The sequence below is a fragment of the Intestinimonas butyriciproducens genome (genome assembly GCF_004154955.1).
GTDB lineage: Bacteria > Bacillota > Clostridia > Oscillospirales > Oscillospiraceae > Intestinimonas > Intestinimonas butyriciproducens.
Window position 1 is genome coordinate 2,814,965 of record NZ_CP011524.1, and the last position, 17,328, is coordinate 2,832,292.

16 protein-coding genes and 2 tRNA genes are annotated in these 17,328 nt (G+C 57.2%); 11 read left to right on the forward strand and 7 right to left on the reverse strand.

The features are described 5' to 3' along the window. Window positions 1-157: 157 nt before the first annotated feature. Window positions 158-3,796 (reverse strand): alpha/beta fold hydrolase, encoded by a 3,639-nt coding sequence (locus tag SRB521_RS13840; RefSeq protein ID WP_116722389.1) that lies wholly within the window; start codon window positions 3,794-3,796, stop codon window positions 158-160. A 182-nt stretch (window positions 3,797-3,978) separates the two neighbouring features. Further along, complete coding sequence (gene prfB, locus SRB521_RS13845) at window positions 3,979-5,100, reverse strand: peptide chain release factor 2 (RefSeq protein ID WP_033118108.1); 1,122 nt, start codon at window positions 5,098-5,100, stop codon at window positions 3,979-3,981. Window positions 5,101-5,482: 382 nt separating this feature from the next. Here prfB and SRB521_RS13850 point away from each other — a divergent pair. Together SRB521_RS13850 and SRB521_RS13855 are read left to right on the forward strand one after the other, a co-directional pair. Continuing rightward, window positions 5,483-5,569, forward strand: a tRNA-Leu gene (locus SRB521_RS13850). 4 nt (window positions 5,570-5,573) lie between these two features. After that, a tRNA-Met gene (locus SRB521_RS13855) sits at window positions 5,574-5,650 on the forward strand. An 84-nt stretch (window positions 5,651-5,734) separates the two neighbouring features. Here SRB521_RS13855 and SRB521_RS13860 read toward each other — a convergent pair. After that, window positions 5,735-5,989, reverse strand: a complete 255-nt coding sequence (locus SRB521_RS13860; protein WP_075704610.1) for a DUF6514 family protein — start codon at window positions 5,987-5,989, stop codon at window positions 5,735-5,737. A 169-nt stretch (window positions 5,990-6,158) separates the two neighbouring features. Between SRB521_RS13860 and SRB521_RS13865 the strand changes: the two genes are divergently transcribed. Both SRB521_RS13865 and SRB521_RS13870 read left to right on the forward strand, forming a co-directional pair. Next, the gene (locus SRB521_RS13865) at window positions 6,159-6,500 is read left to right on the forward strand and encodes a LytR/AlgR family response regulator transcription factor (protein WP_165366645.1); all 342 of its coding nucleotides are present in this window, start codon (window positions 6,159-6,161) and stop codon (window positions 6,498-6,500) included. Between the two features lie 6 nt (window positions 6,501-6,506). Then, window positions 6,507-6,833, forward strand: coding sequence for a LytR/AlgR family response regulator transcription factor (locus SRB521_RS13870; protein ID WP_083630972.1), 327 nt, complete (start codon window positions 6,507-6,509; stop codon window positions 6,831-6,833). A gap of 156 nt (window positions 6,834-6,989) precedes the next feature. On the opposite strand, the gene SRB521_RS13875 is transcribed toward SRB521_RS13870, so the two are convergent. Beyond that, window positions 6,990-7,370: a helix-turn-helix domain-containing protein gene (locus SRB521_RS13875; RefSeq protein WP_116722391.1), complete on the reverse strand. Its 381-nt coding sequence runs from the start codon at window positions 7,368-7,370 to the stop codon at window positions 6,990-6,992. Between the two features lie 188 nt (window positions 7,371-7,558). Between SRB521_RS13875 and SRB521_RS13880 the strand changes: the two genes are divergently transcribed. Then, on the forward strand, window positions 7,559-8,023 hold the full coding sequence (locus tag SRB521_RS13880) for a DUF6514 family protein (protein ID WP_075704612.1): 465 nt from the start codon (window positions 7,559-7,561) through the stop codon (window positions 8,021-8,023). A 216-nt stretch (window positions 8,024-8,239) separates the two neighbouring features. Here SRB521_RS13880 and SRB521_RS13885 read toward each other — a convergent pair whose 3' ends face one another. Both SRB521_RS13885 and SRB521_RS13890 read right to left on the reverse strand, forming a co-directional pair. Next, window positions 8,240-8,992, reverse strand: a complete 753-nt coding sequence (locus SRB521_RS13885) for a TraX family protein (RefSeq protein WP_075704613.1) — start codon at window positions 8,990-8,992, stop codon at window positions 8,240-8,242. Window positions 8,993-9,150: 158 nt separating this feature from the next. Next, on the reverse strand, window positions 9,151-10,050 hold the full coding sequence (locus SRB521_RS13890) for a LysR family transcriptional regulator (protein ID WP_075704614.1): 900 nt from the start codon (window positions 10,048-10,050) through the stop codon (window positions 9,151-9,153). A 182-nt stretch (window positions 10,051-10,232) separates the two neighbouring features. Here SRB521_RS13890 and SRB521_RS13895 point away from each other — a divergent pair, with 182 nt between their 5' ends. From SRB521_RS13895 to SRB521_RS13920, 6 genes are all read left to right on the forward strand, one after another. Then, window positions 10,233-11,036: a cyclase family protein gene (locus tag SRB521_RS13895; RefSeq protein ID WP_075704615.1), complete on the forward strand. Its 804-nt coding sequence runs from the start codon at window positions 10,233-10,235 to the stop codon at window positions 11,034-11,036. 66 nt (window positions 11,037-11,102) lie between these two features. After that, window positions 11,103-12,131: a Bug family tripartite tricarboxylate transporter substrate binding protein gene (locus tag SRB521_RS13900; RefSeq protein ID WP_075704616.1), complete on the forward strand. Its 1,029-nt coding sequence runs from the start codon at window positions 11,103-11,105 to the stop codon at window positions 12,129-12,131. A 131-nt stretch (window positions 12,132-12,262) separates the two neighbouring features. Continuing rightward, window positions 12,263-12,721 (forward strand): tripartite tricarboxylate transporter TctB family protein, encoded by a 459-nt coding sequence (locus tag SRB521_RS13905; RefSeq protein WP_075704617.1) that lies wholly within the window; start codon window positions 12,263-12,265, stop codon window positions 12,719-12,721. Window positions 12,722-12,766: 45 nt separating this feature from the next. Next, a complete protein-coding gene (locus SRB521_RS13910; protein WP_116722392.1) occupies window positions 12,767-14,305 on the forward strand; it encodes a tripartite tricarboxylate transporter permease in 1,539 nt (512 codons plus the stop codon). Window positions 14,306-14,335: 30 nt separating this feature from the next. Further along, window positions 14,336-15,091: a nitroreductase family protein gene (locus tag SRB521_RS13915; RefSeq protein ID WP_116722393.1), complete on the forward strand. Its 756-nt coding sequence runs from the start codon at window positions 14,336-14,338 to the stop codon at window positions 15,089-15,091. 67 nt (window positions 15,092-15,158) lie between these two features. After that, window positions 15,159-16,001 carry a beta-keto acid cleavage family enzyme gene (locus tag SRB521_RS13920; RefSeq protein WP_129868858.1) on the forward strand — a complete coding sequence of 281 codons (843 nt, stop codon included), beginning with the start codon at window positions 15,159-15,161 and terminating at the stop codon, window positions 15,999-16,001. 123 nt (window positions 16,002-16,124) lie between these two features. Here the strand turns inward: SRB521_RS13920 and SRB521_RS13925 are convergent, their stop codons facing one another. Continuing rightward, window positions 16,125-17,297: a thiolase family protein gene (locus SRB521_RS13925; RefSeq protein ID WP_033117577.1), complete on the reverse strand. Its 1,173-nt coding sequence runs from the start codon at window positions 17,295-17,297 to the stop codon at window positions 16,125-16,127. Window positions 17,298-17,328: the final 31 nt, after the last annotated feature.

Consider the following 17,328-nt stretch of genomic DNA (forward strand, 5'->3'; position numbering starts at 1 on the left):
TACATACCATTTACCTGCATGGTACGGATATTTATAATAGTAACAAAACGGTGACAAGAATACAAGCACCGACCGCAGATTATTTTCGATCTCCAGGCTCAGAAAAGGGGTCCGGAGCCAGTCGGCTCCGGACCCCTTGGGTCGGCTGTATGTCCTGTCACGCCGCGGCGGATGGCTCCGTCTCCGCGTTTGTCATGTCATAGGTGCTCGGGAACACGGCGCCGTTGACCACCCATACGTCGGTGAGGTCGGGCTGGCCGTCCTCACCCACCGCGCAGACCAGATAGTCGCCCTCGCCATGGGGGACCCCGGCCCGATTGGCCTGGAGCACGTCGCCCCAGGAGGTCTGCACCTCCACCTGGAGCTCTGCGGGAACAAAGCAGGCAAAGTTTCCGGTGGTGGGCTTTGTCTTGAGTTCGATATACGTATCGGCGGTGAAATCCTCGGCCGTGAGCTCGCTGCCGTCGGCCTTGGTGTAGGTCTGGATGACCTTCTCAAGCTTGGTCACCCACTCCTCGCCTACCGTACCCTTGAGGATCACATCCGCGCCATTGGGCTGGGCCGTATAGTGGGCGTCCTCCAGCTCATTGTACACCTCGGTGTCCTGAGAGACCATTTTGCCCTGGATCATATAGTCGGTCTTGCCGGTGGCAAACCATTCGTATTCGGTGGTGGCCAGGTAATCCTCCATGCTCGTCTTACCCAGCAGATTTCTGGAGAAGAAGGCGGAGATGCTGCCCTCCACGGCGGCGGTCACGGCGGGCTGATCGGAATAGAATCCATAGCCATGGTCGGCGTCGGGCACAACGATCTCCTCGGCGGCGGGGTAAGCCGCCACGATGAGCTTATTGGTGGCGTCGGTCACCACATCATCCTTGTCGCCGTGGAGCACCAGCATGGGACCGGTATAATTTTTGATGTTGGCCAGGGGGTCCACCAACATATCCTCAAACCATTGGGCGGAGAGGGACAGATTCTGTCCATAGCGGGTGGTGTAGTCAAAGGAGCCCTTCTCCTCGGCAGAAGCGATGGCATCCTCGATGGAAGTCCCCTCGGGCAGTATGCCCGCAATGGACTCTTCGCCGGGGTTCGCGGCGGCGGACAGGAGGACCACGGCCTTATAGGGGTTCCCCTCCTCGCTGATGATCTCCAGCGCCAGGCGTCCGCCCATGGAATAGCCCAAAATACCCAGCTTCGCCTCATCAATATCATAGTTTTCCAGCAGATAGGCCAGGGAGGCATTGGAGTCGGACTTCATGTTGGAGAGCGTATTCTCCGTAAAAGGCGCGGTGGAATCACCGCAGCCGGGGAAGTCCATGCGGATGGAGGCAATGCCCGCCTCGGCCAGAGCGGCGGCCACGCCGCCGAAACCCACGTTCTCATCTTTGCTGCCGCCGTGGCCGTGGTTCATAACCACAGCCGGGAAGGGTCCCTCCCCCTTGGGGATGGTGACTACGGCAGGCACCTGACGATCTCCGTTGGGGATGGAAACGGTGGTGGCGGTATAGGCGTCGGTCTCCACGGTGCCGGAGGGCTCCAGCTTGGCGTAATTCATAAGAATGACGGCCAGCTCGGTGCGCACGGCGGTGCCGTTGGGGTCCAGCAGGTTCCCCGGCTTGCCGGAGAGAATCCCGTTGTAAAAGCAGATGCTCATACCGGAGAGCGCCCAGTCCGGAATGGCGTCGTAATCGGCCATCTCCTGCATAGCCATACCACCCGCGGTGACGTCCATGTTTTGGTACTCGGCGTAGCGGGCGACCACGGTGGCCAGCTCGGCGCGGGTGATGGCGCGCTCGCCGTTGAAGCTGCCGTCCTCCGGGATGGCGGCGAGACCAATGCCTGCCGCCCAGTTGGCCGCGTCGGCGTACCACTTGCCGCTGATGTCGCGGAAGGCGGACCAGGTCAGGTCTCCATCAGCGGACACCAGGGCGGCGCCATCCTCGGCGGGCATCTCAGCCGAGTCGGGCTGTCCCTCCATGTTGTAGAGGGTCTGGAACACTGTGGCGCGGGTCACCGTGCCGTTGGGGGTGAATACCTTGGCCTCAGTGCTGGTGGAGCCCATGATGCCGTTCTCGATAACATAATGCACCGCCTCAGCGTACCACGCATCCGCGTCCACATCCGCCCAGTCGGCAGCCTCGGGCTCCTCAGGGGTCTCGGCAGGGGCGTTCGTCACTGTGATACGACCCCCGGTCTGCCCATAACGAGCCTCAGTGACCGTGCCACCCAGCTCATCGGTGATATAATCCATCAGGACCTCATCCATGGAAACTCCCAAATCATAGTTGACGGTAGCAGCCTTGAAGGCATAGTAGGTATCGCCGCCGGAAGCCATGAAGTCATTGGTGGCAATGGTGTAAGTTTCGGTGAGGCTGAAGTCCCTGCCCCCCACGCTTTCAATGGAGACGCGCCCGATGGAAGCGGGAGCGTAGTAGGTGGAGCCGGGGTACTGCTCGCCCTGGTCATAGGCCACGCCGGCGTCTACGGTGAATACGATGCCGGACACCTGGGGGAACCCGCCGATGGCAGTGGGCGTGCAGTAGGTGGAGGCCTCCAGCGCCTCCAGCAGCTCGGCTCCGGTAACCTTGACGATGCTCAGCGTGTTGCCGAAGGGGAGCACGGTGTTGACATCCTTCTTGGTGATGTCCCCGGCGGCGATGCTGGCGCGGATGCCGCCTCCGTTGGTAACGGCCGCGTCCACCGCCTCGCCTTCCCGCTCGGCGCCCCAGACCAAAGCGTCGGTGATCAGGTCGCCCAGATTGGTTTCCTCCGTTCGGTTGCCGGGCTCACGCTCGCCGTTAAGAAGGGCCTCCGTGCCGGCAAACACCGCGCCGTACTCCTCGTCTACCTGGGCCTGGATCTCGGCGGCACGGGCAGCCACCGCTTCGTCGGTCAGGCTGACGCTTTCGGCGGGGATGCTCTGGGCAGTGATCCCCGTCTCGTCGAGAACGACCATTCCGATGTTTGCCAGCTTGGTGCCGGTGGAGGCGATCACGGTGTCGCCCACCTGATTGCCCTCGGCCACAGCGGCGATATCTTCCATGGTGGAATGGGAGTGCCCGTCAATGAACACATCAATGCCGGAGACCTCGGCCAGCAGATCCACGGAGCGGTTACCGGCGGACTCATCGTCAATGCCCAGATGCCCCAGGCAGACAATATAATCACAGCCTTCGGCCTCCAGCGCATCCACCTGCTCCTGCGCAGCGGCGAAGAGCGCCTCACCGGCCAGGAAGGTAACGCCCTCGATCTTGGCGGGGTGGGCTTTGGTGGCGGTCTCAGGGGTATCCAAGCCGAACACACCGATCTTGACGCCGTCCTCCGTGGTGAATACCGTGTTGGCGCCGAAGGCCACCGTGTCTCCATAGAGGACGTTGGCGGCCACGATGGGGAACTCCGCTTCATCGGCCAGCGCGGCCAGATTGGCGTAGCCGTAGTCAAATTCGTGGTTGCCGGGGGCCGCCACATCATACCCTGCCAAATTCATCAGCTCCACGGCGGATGCCCCTTCCGAGATGCTGACGGTGGGATCTCCCTGGATGAAATCACCGGCGTCCATCAGCAGGACATAGGCGCCCGCCTCCTCCATGGCGGCTTTCAAGGCGGCCACCTTGGCATAGCCGGCGATGGCACCGTGCACGTCATTGGTATGCAGGATCACGATCTCTCCGGACATATCGTCCGGAACCGTGTAGGGGGCGGCCTCAGAGGTCGTCTCCTCTGCCGCCGCAGGTGCGGCCAGGGAGAATACCAGGGCCGCCGCCAGCAGCAGCGACAACAATTTTTTCTGCTTCATTCTTTTGCTTCCACCTTTCTTTTCCACAGTTCGGATACCATTTGCCCGTATGGTCTGGATCTTTATAATAGTAGCAAAGCAGTGCGGGGAATACAAGAGCCGGCGGTCGAAAAGTGCGGGATTTTGCTTTTTCAATGCAGAGGGGCCGAAAACGAGCATGCTCGTCTCCGGCCCTTTCATTCTTATTTCGTGGCCCAATTGCCCGTGGCCTCGGCGGTGAGGTAGGCGTTGATGAACCCGTCCAGCTCACCGTCCATGACGGCGTTGATGTTGCTGGTCTCAAAGGCGGTGCGGTTGTCTTTGACCAGCTGATAGGGCATGAACACATAGGAGCGGATCTGGCTGCCCCACTCGATCTTGAGCTGCACGCCCTTGATGTCGGAGATCTTCTCGGCATGCTCCTGCATTTTGAGCTCCACCAGTTTGGAGCGGAGCATCCGCATACAGGTGTCTTTGTTCTGGAACTGGCTCCGCTCGGTCTGACAGGCCACTACCACCCCCGTGGGCTTGTGGATCAGCCGGACGGCGGAGGATGTCTTGTTGATGTGCTGGCCGCCGGCGCCGGAGGAGCGGTAGACCTGCATCTCGATATCCTCGGGACGGATATCCACCTCCACGTCGTCCGGGATCTCCGGCATGACCTCCACAGCGGCAAAGGAGGTCTGCCTCCGGGCATTGGCATCAAAGGGAGAGACCCGGACCAGCCGGTGGACGCCGTGTTCGCTCTTGAGGTGTCCGTATGCGTTGTCGCCCTGGATCATAATGGTTGCGGATTTGATGCCGGCCTCGTCGCCGTCCAGGTAATCCACCACCTGGTAGGTGAAATCGTGCCGCTCTGCCCAGCGGGTATACATACGGTAAAGCATCTGCGCCCAGTCCTGGGCCTCGGTGCCGCCCGCTCCGGCATGGATCGTGAGGATGGCATTGGCACTGTCATACTCTCCGGTGAGCAGCGTGGAGAGGCGCGCCTCCTCCATCTCAGCCTCCAGCCGTGCAAAACCCGTCTCCACCTCTGGCACCAGGGAGTCGTCCTCTTCCTCGTTGCCCATTTCGCACAGGGTCATCAGATCGTCCCACTGGCCTTCCCGTTTCCGCTGCGCCTCCAGCTTGTTCTCCAGCTGACGCATTCTGCGGGTCACCTTTTGGGACTTCTCCAGGTCGTCCCAAAAGCCGGGCGCGGCGCTTTCAGAGTTCAGCATATCCAGCTCCTGCTCGGCGGCGGGCAGGTTCAGGGCCTGGGCCAGCTCGTCCAGGGCCGGCTTGATGTTGTTCAGCTTTACCTTGTACTCGTCAAATTGCAGCATCGCTCGCACGCTCACTTCCGTTCAAATAGCTCATATATTATATCCGAATCTCCCCATGATGTAAAGAAAAACCCGCCCAAAAGGCGGGCGGGTTCATCTATCGCTGATATTGGGCTGTTGGTCGCCGTGAAAAATGAGATCGTCCACGTCTCCCGCTCCGGTCGCCCGACGCGGCTCATTCTCCCGCTGCTCTTCCGGCATTTCCCTGCGCCTCCCTCTGTTTTTTGATGTACGTATCAGTATATGCAGTACCATCCTCAGTATGTGCGCTCGCCCTCTGCCAAAATTGTCGGGCATTGTCAAAACTTTTGGGGTTGACACGCCGCTCCAGATGTGTTATTCTATTTGAGCACTTAAAAAGTACAGTGAGCTGGAGTAACACGCCGGAGTGGCGGAATTGGTAGACGCCCGGGACTTAAAATCCTGTGGGAGCGATCCCGTGCCGGTTCGACTCCGGTCTCCGGTACCAATATCGCGGGGTAGAGCAGTTTGGTAGCTCGTCGGGCTCATAACCCGGAGGTCAGTGGTTCAAATCCACTCCCCGCAACCATAAACCCTAGGACCGCAAAGGTTCTAGGGTTTTCTCTTTGCTTGCGCTTTTCGACTTTTTTCGCCCCTCTGCGCATCGTTCGGATCATGGTCCGGACGATTCTGTTTCCCAGCAGAGCGCATCCTGTACAGCATTGTGCAGGTGGACCAGGCTGAGTTCCAGCTCATTGCACAGCGCCACAAAGCGTTCGGCCACAGTTTTACTCAAAAATACATCCGGCAGATAGATGGTCTCTCGCATGACATTCTGGGCAAGTTCGCACCCGCAAATTCCATAGGCGGTATATACTCCGTGTTCTTGGTTATATTGCTCCTCCTTGATGAGCCTGTACTGATACATATACTATTCCTCCCAATCGCTCTGGTCAATTTGCTGTATGCGCTGTCGCTCAAAATGAGAGCAGCTTCCGGGCACTCTCTGCGAAAATAACAAATTTTTCATGGATATTGGCGTCTTTTTTACCTCAAGACGCATTGGTTTTCTGATTTCGTTGGAAAGGATGCTTGAAATGCGCATTGCAATATGCGATGATAAAGCCCTTGACCGGGCACTTATTATGGACCTATTGCAGCAGTATCTGGAAGATCGCTCCATCCGATGTGAACTGACCGGCTATGAGGATGGGGTCACACTAATCTGCGACATGGAAGACGGCCTCTGGTTCGACGCGGTCTTTCTTGATATTTATATGAGAGAACTGCTCGGGATCGAAGTGGCCCGCAGGCTGCGTTCCCTTCATTACGACGGCGCCATTGTTTTTCTCACCGGCACGAAAAAATTTGCGGTGGACAGCTATGAGGTGTCCGCCTTCGGCTATCTTCTGAAGCCCCACAGCGTGGAGAAGATCTAGAAGCTCATGGACCGGCTCACCCATGACTTTGACATCAGCGCCTATCAGGTGCAGCAGTGGAACCGGCTTATACTGATCCCCTATCATGATATTCAGTATGTGGAGAGTTCCAACTCCAAGTGTATCCTCCACAGTAAGGGCGGAGCCACTTATAACATTTATAAACGCTTGGATACCATTGAACAGGAGCTGAACGATCCTCGTTTTCTGCGCAGTCATCAGAGTTTTCTGGTGAACATGGACTATATACGGCAGGCGGACAAGCACTTTGAACTGCTGACCGGAGATATCGTCTCCATCCGGCAGCGGGATCTGAAGGCAATCCGCCAGTAGTACCTCGACTACATAGAGAAGAAGAACGCCTCTGACTCCGATATGAAATCCAAAGCATTGCCCCAGGGCGGCTGAACCGTCCGTCACGGGCCATCGCCGCTCTAAAAAATGTCCCAGGTAGACCCAACCGGGTCCACCTGGGACATTTTCCTCTTCCTATTGTCTGAAAAAACCCACCATGGGATGGGTCAAATCATAAATCAGTACTCCTAGTACAAACAGGGTCAGCACACAGCAGCACAGAAACAGGCGGTGCAGCCACTTCTCCTTCCCTGCAATGATCTTTTCGTACAGCTCTATGATTTCATTGTTGAGCGGCGCAGCCCGTTGGCCGCCCTTGTCCTTTATTCCCACCAGCTCATCCAGCGAACCGTCCAGCGCCATGACAATATCACACACCGTCTGAAAGCTGGGGTTATCTGTCTGTCCTGCCATAATTCGATTGATCGTTCCCACCGGAATCCCCGCCAGATCTGCCAATTGCTGATTCGTCAGCTTTCTCTGGTCCTTCAACTCTTTCAGCTGTGTCGAAATCATTTTTTATCACCCACGATAAGACAATTTATCAGATATATCGCGTTTTTCCAAACCCATTACCAGATTTGTGTTTGACACATTCCGCCCTCTGCCCTACTATCTTGTATAGATATCTGAAATCCGTTTGACGGGAACAGTATAACATAAGTTTATATGTGGTGCAAACTCTGAGATGGAGGAATTCGATCATGATGAAAAAGCATTCGCTCAATCATCTGGGCCTGTGGCTGCTTCCGGAGTTGAGCCGCAGGGATATCCAGTTGAGAGAATTTGCCCACCTGCTGGGCACAACGTCCCAGGGCCTCTCGGACCTCCTCCGCGGTCAGCGCTTCAGCTCACACACGCTGGCCCAATGGCAGCTCCGCTTTCAGGAAAAACTGGATGAGATCGATCAGGCGTCCCTTTCTCCTGTCGGCCCCTGCCGTATCCACTATCAAGTCGTCTGCTTCTGCATTAAAAATACATCTGCGGATACCTACTATACCTACGGCCTTCAGTGCCTCTGCAAGCTGTCTGGACAGTGGATACAGCTCGATATGATCCAGGACATCTCCCTCTGCGGAGACGACGTGTTCAGCCTGGCCTCCAGGTTCAACACGCTGCAGCTCTCTCCCCTCCACTTCAGGGATGCCGTGCTCGACAGCGTAAGTTGATTTTTTTCTTCATCGTCCCGGAGTTGACGAGGTTGGATGGACCTATTTTAAAAATGATAGATCCAATATAAAAAGGCGGCGGCCCGAAGGGCAAAGTTTCATAAAGAAGTTAAGGGCAAGGCAGACCGCAATGGTTTGCCTTGCCCTGTTTATAGTGTGTAAACCCACTATGACACTTTCGGGGAAAGTGCCTGTGGGAGAGAGATAAACTGAAGGTTACCGCGCATATTGAATCCACCCGATAATCAGAAGATGCAGCGGATAATAGAGGTAAAACAGCCATTTCATGACACGGTTCAATTTCTCGTTGTTACCTCTTTGGCCATTGTATAGCCTGATAATTGGAATTGCAAAAATGATGCCCATCTGCAATAGCCCATAGACTTTGTCAATTGCAAAGAAATACACCGTCGCATAAATCGCCACATAGAAAACCATCCACAACATTTGTGTTTTGAATTTTCCCCAATTTGTTCCGAACGCCAAAATACACAGATTTGCAACACAACTCCAGTCGCTGGGGAAGCTTATCAAGCAGATCAGTACGATAAGGATGACTTTTACTGTATTTTTCTGTACGCTTCGGCTGTTCACCACCCGAAGCATAACCAACCCCCATGCAAGCGACCACATGACGCTTGTCTGGTTCAGTACACTTCCGTAGTAAAAGGGAATAAAGGACTTCCAATTGACAAAATCCATCGACGCAAACACATAGGCAAAGTGTGATATGAATGCAAACAGAAACAGCCGCACCGTGTATTTGTTCAAATTTTTAGTATAGTGATACCCCTCCGCAATAAAGTAACACATAATGGGGCAGGTAAGTCTGCCTATGATATGAAGCAAAATCGGTACAAACTCTTTTGGATAGCCGGGATAGATCATCCATGTAACATGATCAATTGTCATTGCAATAACAGCAATTAACTTGATTGTATTTGCATCCATTTTCTTATATCTTTCCATGTAGTATTCCTCTTATGAAAATCCCGCTTTTTGGGTTGGTTCATTATAAAACAACACCCGCCGAAAAGCAATTGCTTTTCGGCGGGTGTTAACTTCCTTACGGTATGTTCCCCACTGGGCCGCCGCTTTTTTATTGGGCCCCTCCTCGCTCACTCTCGCTACAGCTTACTGCAATAATCCACCATGAAGTCTTTGAATATCTGGGCGCTCTTGCACAGATGGCTTTTTGCCCTCCAGTAAATCGCCTGGGGCCGGGAACAGGGTGGGTTTACAATTGGAATCATGACAGTGCCGTCATACAGCCCGCTGTTCTGTCCCGTCGAAGTGGCAATACAGACCATATTTTCACTGATGAGCATTCTTGGGCGCAGGATATAGTCGCACTCGATCCTCGATTTCGGCGTAAACCCTGCCTTGAGGCAGAGACTATCGCAAAAATTCCGAAAAGAGGTATTGTGAGGGGAATTGACAAACCACTCGTCTTTGGCCTCCGCCAGATCGATCCATGCCCGCCCGGCAAATCGGTGAGTCGGCGGAACGGCCAAAAACACCTGGGAATTAAAGAGAAGCTGGTATTCGAATTCATACTTGGGGTTGATGATCTCCCCTGTCGTGGCAATATAAAAATCAGCGTTCTCCACCAGGGGGTTCGAGCGGCCGGAATAATCGGAGTTCGTCCCTGTGTCGAACGCGAGCAGGGAGATGGAAATCTCCGGATGTTCAGCCGAAAAGGCGCGCAGCGGATTGTTCCAGAGGTTTGGATTGGTCACCGCCACAGAGACGCTTGCTTCGCCCAGATTCTGAGCCTCCTTGATCTCCGTCTCTGCACTGTCCAGCGCATAAAAGACCTGATCCACATATTTCTGTAATATTTTCCCATAATTGTTCAGCCGGATATTTCTTCCCACCCGGTCAAACAGCTTAACGCCCATTTCCTTCTCCAGTCTGGCCAGGCTGGAGCTGATGGCGGAGGGAGTCACCAGCATTTCCTGCGCCGTTTTGTTCAGGTGCTGCCGTTTTGCCAACTCGGAAAAGTACTTCAACTGCAGCAAGTCCATCGTTCTCCCGTCCTTTCATTAAGATATTTCTTAACAAAACTCGTCAAAAAATGAAATTGATACTTAATATTATCCTGTGTTATGATGAGCCTGTCAAGAGAAAGTTACAGAAAAGGCCGGTAAGCTTTCCGAAAAAATCGTGCAAAACAGAAAATTCATGGGATAGAGAGGGTATGCTTTCAATGGAACTGTTGGAAAACTACAGGCTGGTGGATTTGACCGTCCCCATCAAGACCCCGAACTTGGAAGAGATGGACCCGAAACTGGCCACAAGCCTGGCGGCTGAGATCGAATATCTGGATCACGAGGATACCATCCCCCTGGTCAGCGGATATTTCGGCTGTCGTCCGGAGGATCTGCACGGGGGCTGCGGCTGGGCCACAGAGCGTGTCAGGACCTCCACCCATGCGGGGACACATGTGGATGCGCCATGGCATTATGCTCCCGCTTCCGGCGGTAAGCCCTCCCGCAGGATTGACGAGTGCCCCCTAGAGTGGTATTTCGGCCGCGGCGTGGTGCTCAATATGACCCACAAAAAGAGCGGCGAGACCGTCTCTGCCCAGGACGTAAAAGACGCGCTGGCCGCTCTGGATTATACCCTGAGCTATGGCGACATCGTCTGCATCCGCTATGACACGGACAAGACCTTCGGTACGGCGGCCTATTGGGGCGAGCATCCGGGCCTGAGCGCGGAGGCCGTACGCTTTATCCTGGATCAGGGCGTCAAAGTTATCGGCGTCGACTCCCCCGGCTTCGATGTTCCCTTTGCCAAGACAAAGGCAAATTTTGCCGATTCCCACGACAAATCCATCCTCTGGGAGGCACACTGCGCCGGCATCGATTACGACTACTCCCACATCGAAAAGCTGGGCAACCTGGACAAGGTCCCCGAAAAGGGTTTTTACATCTCCTGTTTCCCCGTCAACCTCTACCAGGGCAGCGCCAGCTGGTCCCGGGTTGTGGCCTTCGTTCCGAAAGATCTATAAACCTTCGCGCTACCGTTTATGGCGGCTCCTATCGGTCGCCGCGGAAATATAAGAGGAGGAACTATCATGAAAAAGACTTGCAAACGGCTCTTGGTTTCCCTGATGGCAGCGGCCACGCTCTTCTCTCTTGCAGCGTGCTCCGGCGGCTCCAACCAGCCCGCTTCCACCGGAACTCCCGCTTCGACTTCTCCGGACGGCGCCACGCTGGACTTCCCCAAGCAGGACATCACCCTCATCGTTCCCTATGCCGCCGGCGGCACCACCGATCTGCTGGCCCGCGCCCTGACCACTCAGCTGAGCGATGACCTTGGTGTCAACGTGATCGTACAGAATGTGGAGGGCGGCGGCGGTACCACCGGTACCTCCCAGGCCGTAAACAGCAAGGCCGATGGCTACACGCTGGCCATCTGCTCCAACGGCGGCTACCTCATCAATCCCGAGATCAACGAAGTGGGCTATACCTGGGAGACCACCACTCCCATCTGCATCGTCTCCGAGATTCCCATCGCTCTCGGAGTTGCCGCCAGCAGCCCCTATGAGACCCTGCAGGACCTGATTGACGCGGCCGCCGCCGCCCCCGGCAGCGTGACCTATGTTTCCCCCGGCGCCAACAGCACCCCCCATCTTCTGGTTGCCGCCGTTGGCCAGCAGGCCGGCGTACAGTGGAACCACTCCCCCAACAGCAGTTCCCCCGCCGCCATTGCCGAGCTGATCGGCGGCCACATTGACGCCGTATCCGTCAACCTGCCCACCTTCAAGAGCTCTACCAATGACGGCAGCGTCCGCCTGCTGGCCGTTACCGGCGACGAGCGCAACCCGTCTTATCCTGACGTCCCTACCTTTAAAGAGCTGGGCTATGATTTCCCCGCCTCTGTCTACTTCTGCATCGTCGGCCCTGCCGACATGGACCCCGCTGTGGCGCAGTGCCTTTCCGATGCCGTAGGCGCCGCCATGGAAAATGCCGATGTGCAGGACTCCTTTACCAAGCTGGATTTCCCCATGAGCTTCACCAGTTCTGAGGACTTCGCTGCCCGGATCCCGGAAGACTTTGCCCTGTACGAGGGGATTCTGAAGGACCTGGGCGTCCTCTCCTGATTCATATTCTCGGTATTCCATCTAAGTCAGCAGGAACAGCGGCCTGCCCAGCCCAATGCAAGAACGTCGTGGCCGGGCAGGCCCGTTCTTCGTCAAATCCTAATGTCCGTTGGAAGGGAGACCAGAGAATTATGAAGAAGAAATACATGGATTGTATCTCAGGTACGGTACTTATCTTGTTTGCCCTCTGGGGTTGGTATGAGACGTCCACCTGGAAAGTATCCGCTGCATCCAGCGGCCTCTCCCCCAGAGTCTATCCTCGCGCGGTATTCACCTGCATTCTCATCTGCGGCGCCATCATCCTGGGCAGGGCCCTTTTTAAGATGTTCCTTTCCAAGAAGGACTCTGCGGCTGAGCTGGACCGTGTGATCGACATGCACCTGGTAAACGTCGCCGCGGTTACCGTCCTAACTCTAGTTTATATTTTTGCACTTCGCGCCTTTGGGTTCCTATTCACCACGCCTGTCTTTCTTTTCCTTGCCATGCTGCTGTTCGGTGAGCGGAAGTGGCTTCGCATGGTGATCATCAGTGTCGCGGGTACTGCTGTGCTGTACTTGTTCTTCGTTCAGATCATGAGCGTACGCTTCTAACAGCGACACCGACGAACTGGGTCAATCGGAAAGGAGAAACTATATATGGACATACTGCAAAACCTCGCCGCAGGCATTGCCCACCTGGCCAGCCCTGAGGTTTGGCTCTTCATTATCCTCGGTGTTGCCGTCGGCATCGTGTTTGGCGCCATTCCAGGTCTGACCGCCACCACTGCACTCGCCATGTTTACCCCCTTGACGTTTGCGCTTTCCCGCTACCCCGCCTTCGGCTTTCTGCTGGGCATTTACTGCGGCGGCTACTACGCGGGCAGCATCCCCGCCATTCTGCTCAAAACACCCGGCGCCCCTGGCAACGCGGCCACCTGTGTGGACGGCTACCCCATGCGGGAACAGGGCTTGGCTGGCAAGGCACTCTCCCTCTCTGTCACCTCTTCCATGATCGGCGGCATTTTTTCCGCTCTGGTTCTGCTGTTTTTTGCACCGCTGATCGGTAAAATGGGTTACCTGTTCGGCGCGCCCGAGTACTTTGCCATCGCCATGATGGGCATGACTTGTCTGGCCGGCGTCTCCGGCAAGGACCTCTGCAAGGGCATCGCCTCCGGCCTTCTGGGCCTGTGCATGGCCATGATCGGCCAGGATGCCATCACCGGCATGACCCGCTTCACCTTCGGCTCTGTCCAGATGATCTCCGGCATTTCCCTGATCCCCGGCCTCATTGGTCTGTTCGCCGTGACAGAGGTCCTCAATAAGGCGGAAGAGATCGGCCGGGAGAAGAAGGGGACCATTACCGACTTCAAATTCTATCCCCCCAAACTCGCAGACTATATCCATATCAAATGGATTCTCTTCAAGTCCTGTGTAATTGGCACCGTCATTGGCGCGATCCCCGGCACCGGCCCCACCATCTCCGCCTGGATGGCCTACAACGAGGCCAAGCGCTCCTCCAAGCATCCCGAGCTGTACGGCAAGGGCTCTCCGGAGGGCGTCATCGCCTGCGAGTCGTCCAACAATGCGGTGACCGGCGGTGCCATGATCCCGCTTACCACCCTTGGTATCCCCGGCGACTCCGTCACCGCCATCCTGCTGGGCGCCCTGATGATCCACGGCATGACCCCCGGCGTGACCTTTGTCACCAATTACGCCGACATGCTGTACTTCTTCTTTATCGTCCTCATCATTGCCAATCTGTTTATGTGGGCGTTTGGTCTTTTGGGCAGCAAGCTGTTCCCCTATATCCTCTCCGTCCCCACTCAGATCCTGATGCCCTTTGTCATCGTCATGTGTATCTGCGGCGTCTATGCGGCCGCTTCCACCTACTACAACCTGTTCCTCATCGTGATCCTCGGCGCAGTCGGTTTCCTGCTCATCAAAGCTGGCTTCAGTATGGCTCCTATGGTCCTGGGCTTTGTGCTGGGCAACATCATCGAGAACAACTTCCAGCGGGCCCTGATCGGGAGCAATATGGATCCCCTCTGCTTCTTCTCCAGCCCCCTAAGCATCGGCATCTGGGTCGCTGCCATCGTGCTGACCACCTGGATGCTGGTCAAAAACAAACAGTCCAATACCATGGATGCAAAACTAAACTCTGCCAAAGGTGCGGATACGTCCGCAGAGAAAGACTAATCTGAAAATTTCCCAGAAAGGAACATCACTATGATCCATAACGAAACCATCGATCTTTTGCTCGCTCACAGCTCTGTCCGCCAGTATCAGGACAAACCGGTCTCCCAGGAGGTGGTGGACACCATTTTGAACTGCGCGCAGCGGGCGCCTACCTCCAGCTATCTTCAGTCCTATACCATCATTCAGGTGGAAGACAAAGAGAAGCGGGCCGCCCTGATGGAGTTCTCCGGCGGGCAAAAGTGGCTGGTCAACGCCCCGCTGGTGCTCCTGTTCTGCGGCGATCTGCACCGGGACGACCAGCTCCTCCACCCGGCCGATCAGAACGTACTGCACAATGCGGAGCTCTTCACCGTCGCCGTCTCTGACGCCTCTCTGGTGGCCCAGCGGGCCTTTATCGCGGCGCAGGCCCTTGGTCTTGGCGGCGTGATCGTAGGAGGCGTCCGCAATGAGACCGCCAAAATGGCCCGCCTCTTTGACCTGCCGGAGCTGGTATTCCCGCTGTACGTGCTCTGCCTGGGCTATCCTGAGTCCGTTCCCGTGCAGCGCCCACGCTTCGAGACCCGGTTTATCCACGCGGTGGACCGCTATCCCGCCCTCCCAGATCCCGACGCGCTGGTTGCCTATGACAACGAGGTCCGCGAATACTTCCTCAAGCACACCAGCGATCCCAACGAGTTCGGCTGGATCGCCCGCGGACAGCACGCCATCTCCTCCAAGCCCCGGTATGCGGTGGGCGAGTACCTGAAGGAGGCCGGCTTCCTGACAAAGACGGAGCCCTCTGTGTAATCGCCTTCTGCCATTCGCCGCAGTCCCAGACTGTGCATCCTACCCTAGAAAGGAGATCTATCCCTGTATGGGCAAAAAACTCATCATCACCGCGGCACTCTGCGGGGCGGGCACCATGAAATCCCAGACGCCCTACGTGCCCGTCACACCCGAGGAGATCGCCGCCGACGCCGTGGCCGTCGTGAAGGCCGGCGCCTCCGTCATCCACATCCACGTCCGGGACGACGAGGGCAAGAACACCATGGAGACCGAGCGCTTCTGCCACGTGGTCAACCTGGTTCGGGAGGAGCTGGCCAAGGCCAATCTGGACGCCGTCCTCAACCTCACCTCCTCCGGCTCCAAGTTCTCCGAGGATATGCGCCTTGCCCACCTGCCCATCCTCAAGCCGGAGATGTGCTCCTACGACCCCGGCTCCATGAACTGGGCCAACAGCTACATCTTTGCCAACAGCCCCTCCTTCCTGGAGCGCCTGGGCACCCTCTGCCAGAAGGAGGCCATCAAGCCTGAGTGCGAGGTCTTTGACGGCGGCATGATGGGCAACATCGCCTACTATATGAAGAAGGGCTTCCTCGCCACCCCCGTCCACTATCAATTCGTGCTGGGCGTGTCGGGCGGCATGCCGGGCAACGCCGACTCGCTGGCCTATCTGCTGCCCAAGATGCTCCCCGGCTCCACCTGGTCCATCACGGGCATCGGTAAAGACCATCTGCCCTGCATGCTGCTGGGCCTGGCCGAGGGCTGCGACGGCCTGCGGGTGGGCCTGGAGGACAACATCTTCCTGGAGAAGGGCGTCCTGGCCACCAACGCGCAGCTGGTGGAGCGGGCCTGCAAGCTGGGCGAGCTGGCCGGCCGCACCATCGCCACCGCTGCCGACGCCCGGGAGATCCTCCACCTCACCAAGCACGTTTAAAGACTCCAACCTCCCTGAGCGCGGATACAAGCCGTGTTTTTTCCATCCTTCTGCTTTATTTTCCTCCCAACAAGGAGAGCGGGACAGCCTTAAGGCTGTCCCGCTCTCCTTGTTTTTTGTCCGTCAGTCCAGCATCTCATAGATCCCGGCGGCTCCCATACCGCCGCCCACACACATGGTCACGAGGCCGTAGCGCCCGCGGCGCCGGGTGAGTTCGTTGAGCAGCTTGCAGGTGAGAATCCCCCCCGTGGCGCCCAGCGGATGTCCCAGCGCCATGGCGCCGCCGTTGGGGTTGAGCTGACGCTGGGTATCGATCCCCAGCTCCCGGATACAGGGGATGGCCTGGGCCGCGAACGCCTCATTGAGCTCGATCACATCCATATCCGCCACCGTGAGTCCGGTACGGGCCATGATCTTGGGTACGGCGTAGATGGGGCCGATCCCCATATAGGAGGGGTCCACCCCCGCCACCGCGAAGCCCAGGAACCGGGCGATGGGGCGCACGCCGAGCTGTTCCGCCTTCTCCCGGCTCATCAGGACCACGGCGGCCGCGCCGTCGCTGACCTGGGAGGACGTGGCCGCCGTCACCAGCCCGTCCTCCAGGAAGCATGGCTTGAGCTCAGCCAGCTTTTCCGCCGTGGTGCCGGGCCGTATCCCCTCGTCCCGCCGGAAAAGCGCAGTGCTTCCGTCCTCCTGGACCGCGTTTACCGGCACGATCTCGGCGTCGAACACGCCGGCCTCCTGCGCCGCATGGGCCCGCCGGTGGCTCTCTACTGCCAGGGCCTCCATCTCGGCCCGGCTCACCCCGTAGCGCCGCGCCACATTTTCCGCTGTTATACCCATGGAGAGATAGGGGCCATCGTCAATCTCCTTGAGCTCTTTACACTGGTACTGTTCCGGTGTCCCCATTCCGATAGAGGTGAGGAACTCCACGCCGCCGGCCACGATCACATCGGCCTCCCCCACCGCGATGGAATTGGCCGCGCTCCCGATGGCCTGCAGGCCCGAGGAACACAGCCGGGACACCGTCTGCCCCGGTACGCTGGCCGGGAAGCCCGCCCGCAGCGCCGACAGGCGGCCGATGTTGGAGCACTGGATCTCCTGGGGCCGGGCGCAGCCTAGCACCACGTCGTCGATTTCACTTACAGCCAACTGGGGTACCTTGCGGACCACGCCCGCCAGCAGCTGCCCGGTAAAATCCACCGGATGGGTAAGGTGCAGCCCCCCCTTTCGCGCCTTGGCGATCCCCGTGCGCCCGTAGGCCGCCACAACAACTTCCCGCACTGTTTGACTCATGATTTTTCCTCCTTCAATTTCTGTCAATCGA

What these genes read in the sequence shown, in the direction of transcription:
- SRB521_RS13900 (WP_075704616.1), top strand. Translation starts at nt 11,103, where the DNA reads ATGAAAAAGACTTGCAAACGGCTCTTGGTTTCCCTGATGGCAGCGGCC.
- SRB521_RS13885 (WP_075704613.1), bottom strand. Translation starts at nt 8,992, where the DNA reads ATGGAAAGATATAAGAAAATGGATGCAAATACAATCAAGTTAATTGCT.
- SRB521_RS13870 (WP_083630972.1), top strand. Translation starts at nt 6,507, where the DNA reads ATGGACCGGCTCACCCATGACTTTGACATCAGCGCCTATCAGGTGCAG.
- SRB521_RS13925 (WP_033117577.1), bottom strand. Translation starts at nt 17,297, where the DNA reads ATGAGTCAAACAGTGCGGGAAGTTGTTGTGGCGGCCTACGGGCGCACG.
- SRB521_RS13890 (WP_075704614.1), bottom strand. Translation starts at nt 10,050, where the DNA reads ATGGACTTGCTGCAGTTGAAGTACTTTTCCGAGTTGGCAAAACGGCAG.
- SRB521_RS13880 (WP_075704612.1), top strand. Translation starts at nt 7,559, where the DNA reads ATGATGAAAAAGCATTCGCTCAATCATCTGGGCCTGTGGCTGCTTCCG.
- prfB (WP_033118108.1), bottom strand. Translation starts at nt 5,100, where the DNA reads ATGCTGCAATTTGACGAGTACAAGGTAAAGCTGAACAACATCAAGCCG.
- SRB521_RS13875 (WP_116722391.1), bottom strand. Translation starts at nt 7,370, where the DNA reads ATGATTTCGACACAGCTGAAAGAGTTGAAGGACCAGAGAAAGCTGACG.
- SRB521_RS13905 (WP_075704617.1), top strand. Translation starts at nt 12,263, where the DNA reads ATGAAGAAGAAATACATGGATTGTATCTCAGGTACGGTACTTATCTTG.
- SRB521_RS13915 (WP_116722393.1), top strand. Translation starts at nt 14,336, where the DNA reads ATGATCCATAACGAAACCATCGATCTTTTGCTCGCTCACAGCTCTGTC.
- SRB521_RS13910 (WP_116722392.1), top strand. Translation starts at nt 12,767, where the DNA reads ATGGACATACTGCAAAACCTCGCCGCAGGCATTGCCCACCTGGCCAGC.
- SRB521_RS13860 (WP_075704610.1), bottom strand. Translation starts at nt 5,989, where the DNA reads ATGTATCAGTACAGGCTCATCAAGGAGGAGCAATATAACCAAGAACAC.
- SRB521_RS13840 (WP_116722389.1), bottom strand. Translation starts at nt 3,796, where the DNA reads ATGAAGCAGAAAAAATTGTTGTCGCTGCTGCTGGCGGCGGCCCTGGTA.
- SRB521_RS13920 (WP_129868858.1), top strand. Translation starts at nt 15,159, where the DNA reads ATGGGCAAAAAACTCATCATCACCGCGGCACTCTGCGGGGCGGGCACC.
- SRB521_RS13865 (WP_165366645.1), top strand. Translation starts at nt 6,159, where the DNA reads ATGCGCATTGCAATATGCGATGATAAAGCCCTTGACCGGGCACTTATT.
- SRB521_RS13895 (WP_075704615.1), top strand. Translation starts at nt 10,233, where the DNA reads ATGGAACTGTTGGAAAACTACAGGCTGGTGGATTTGACCGTCCCCATC.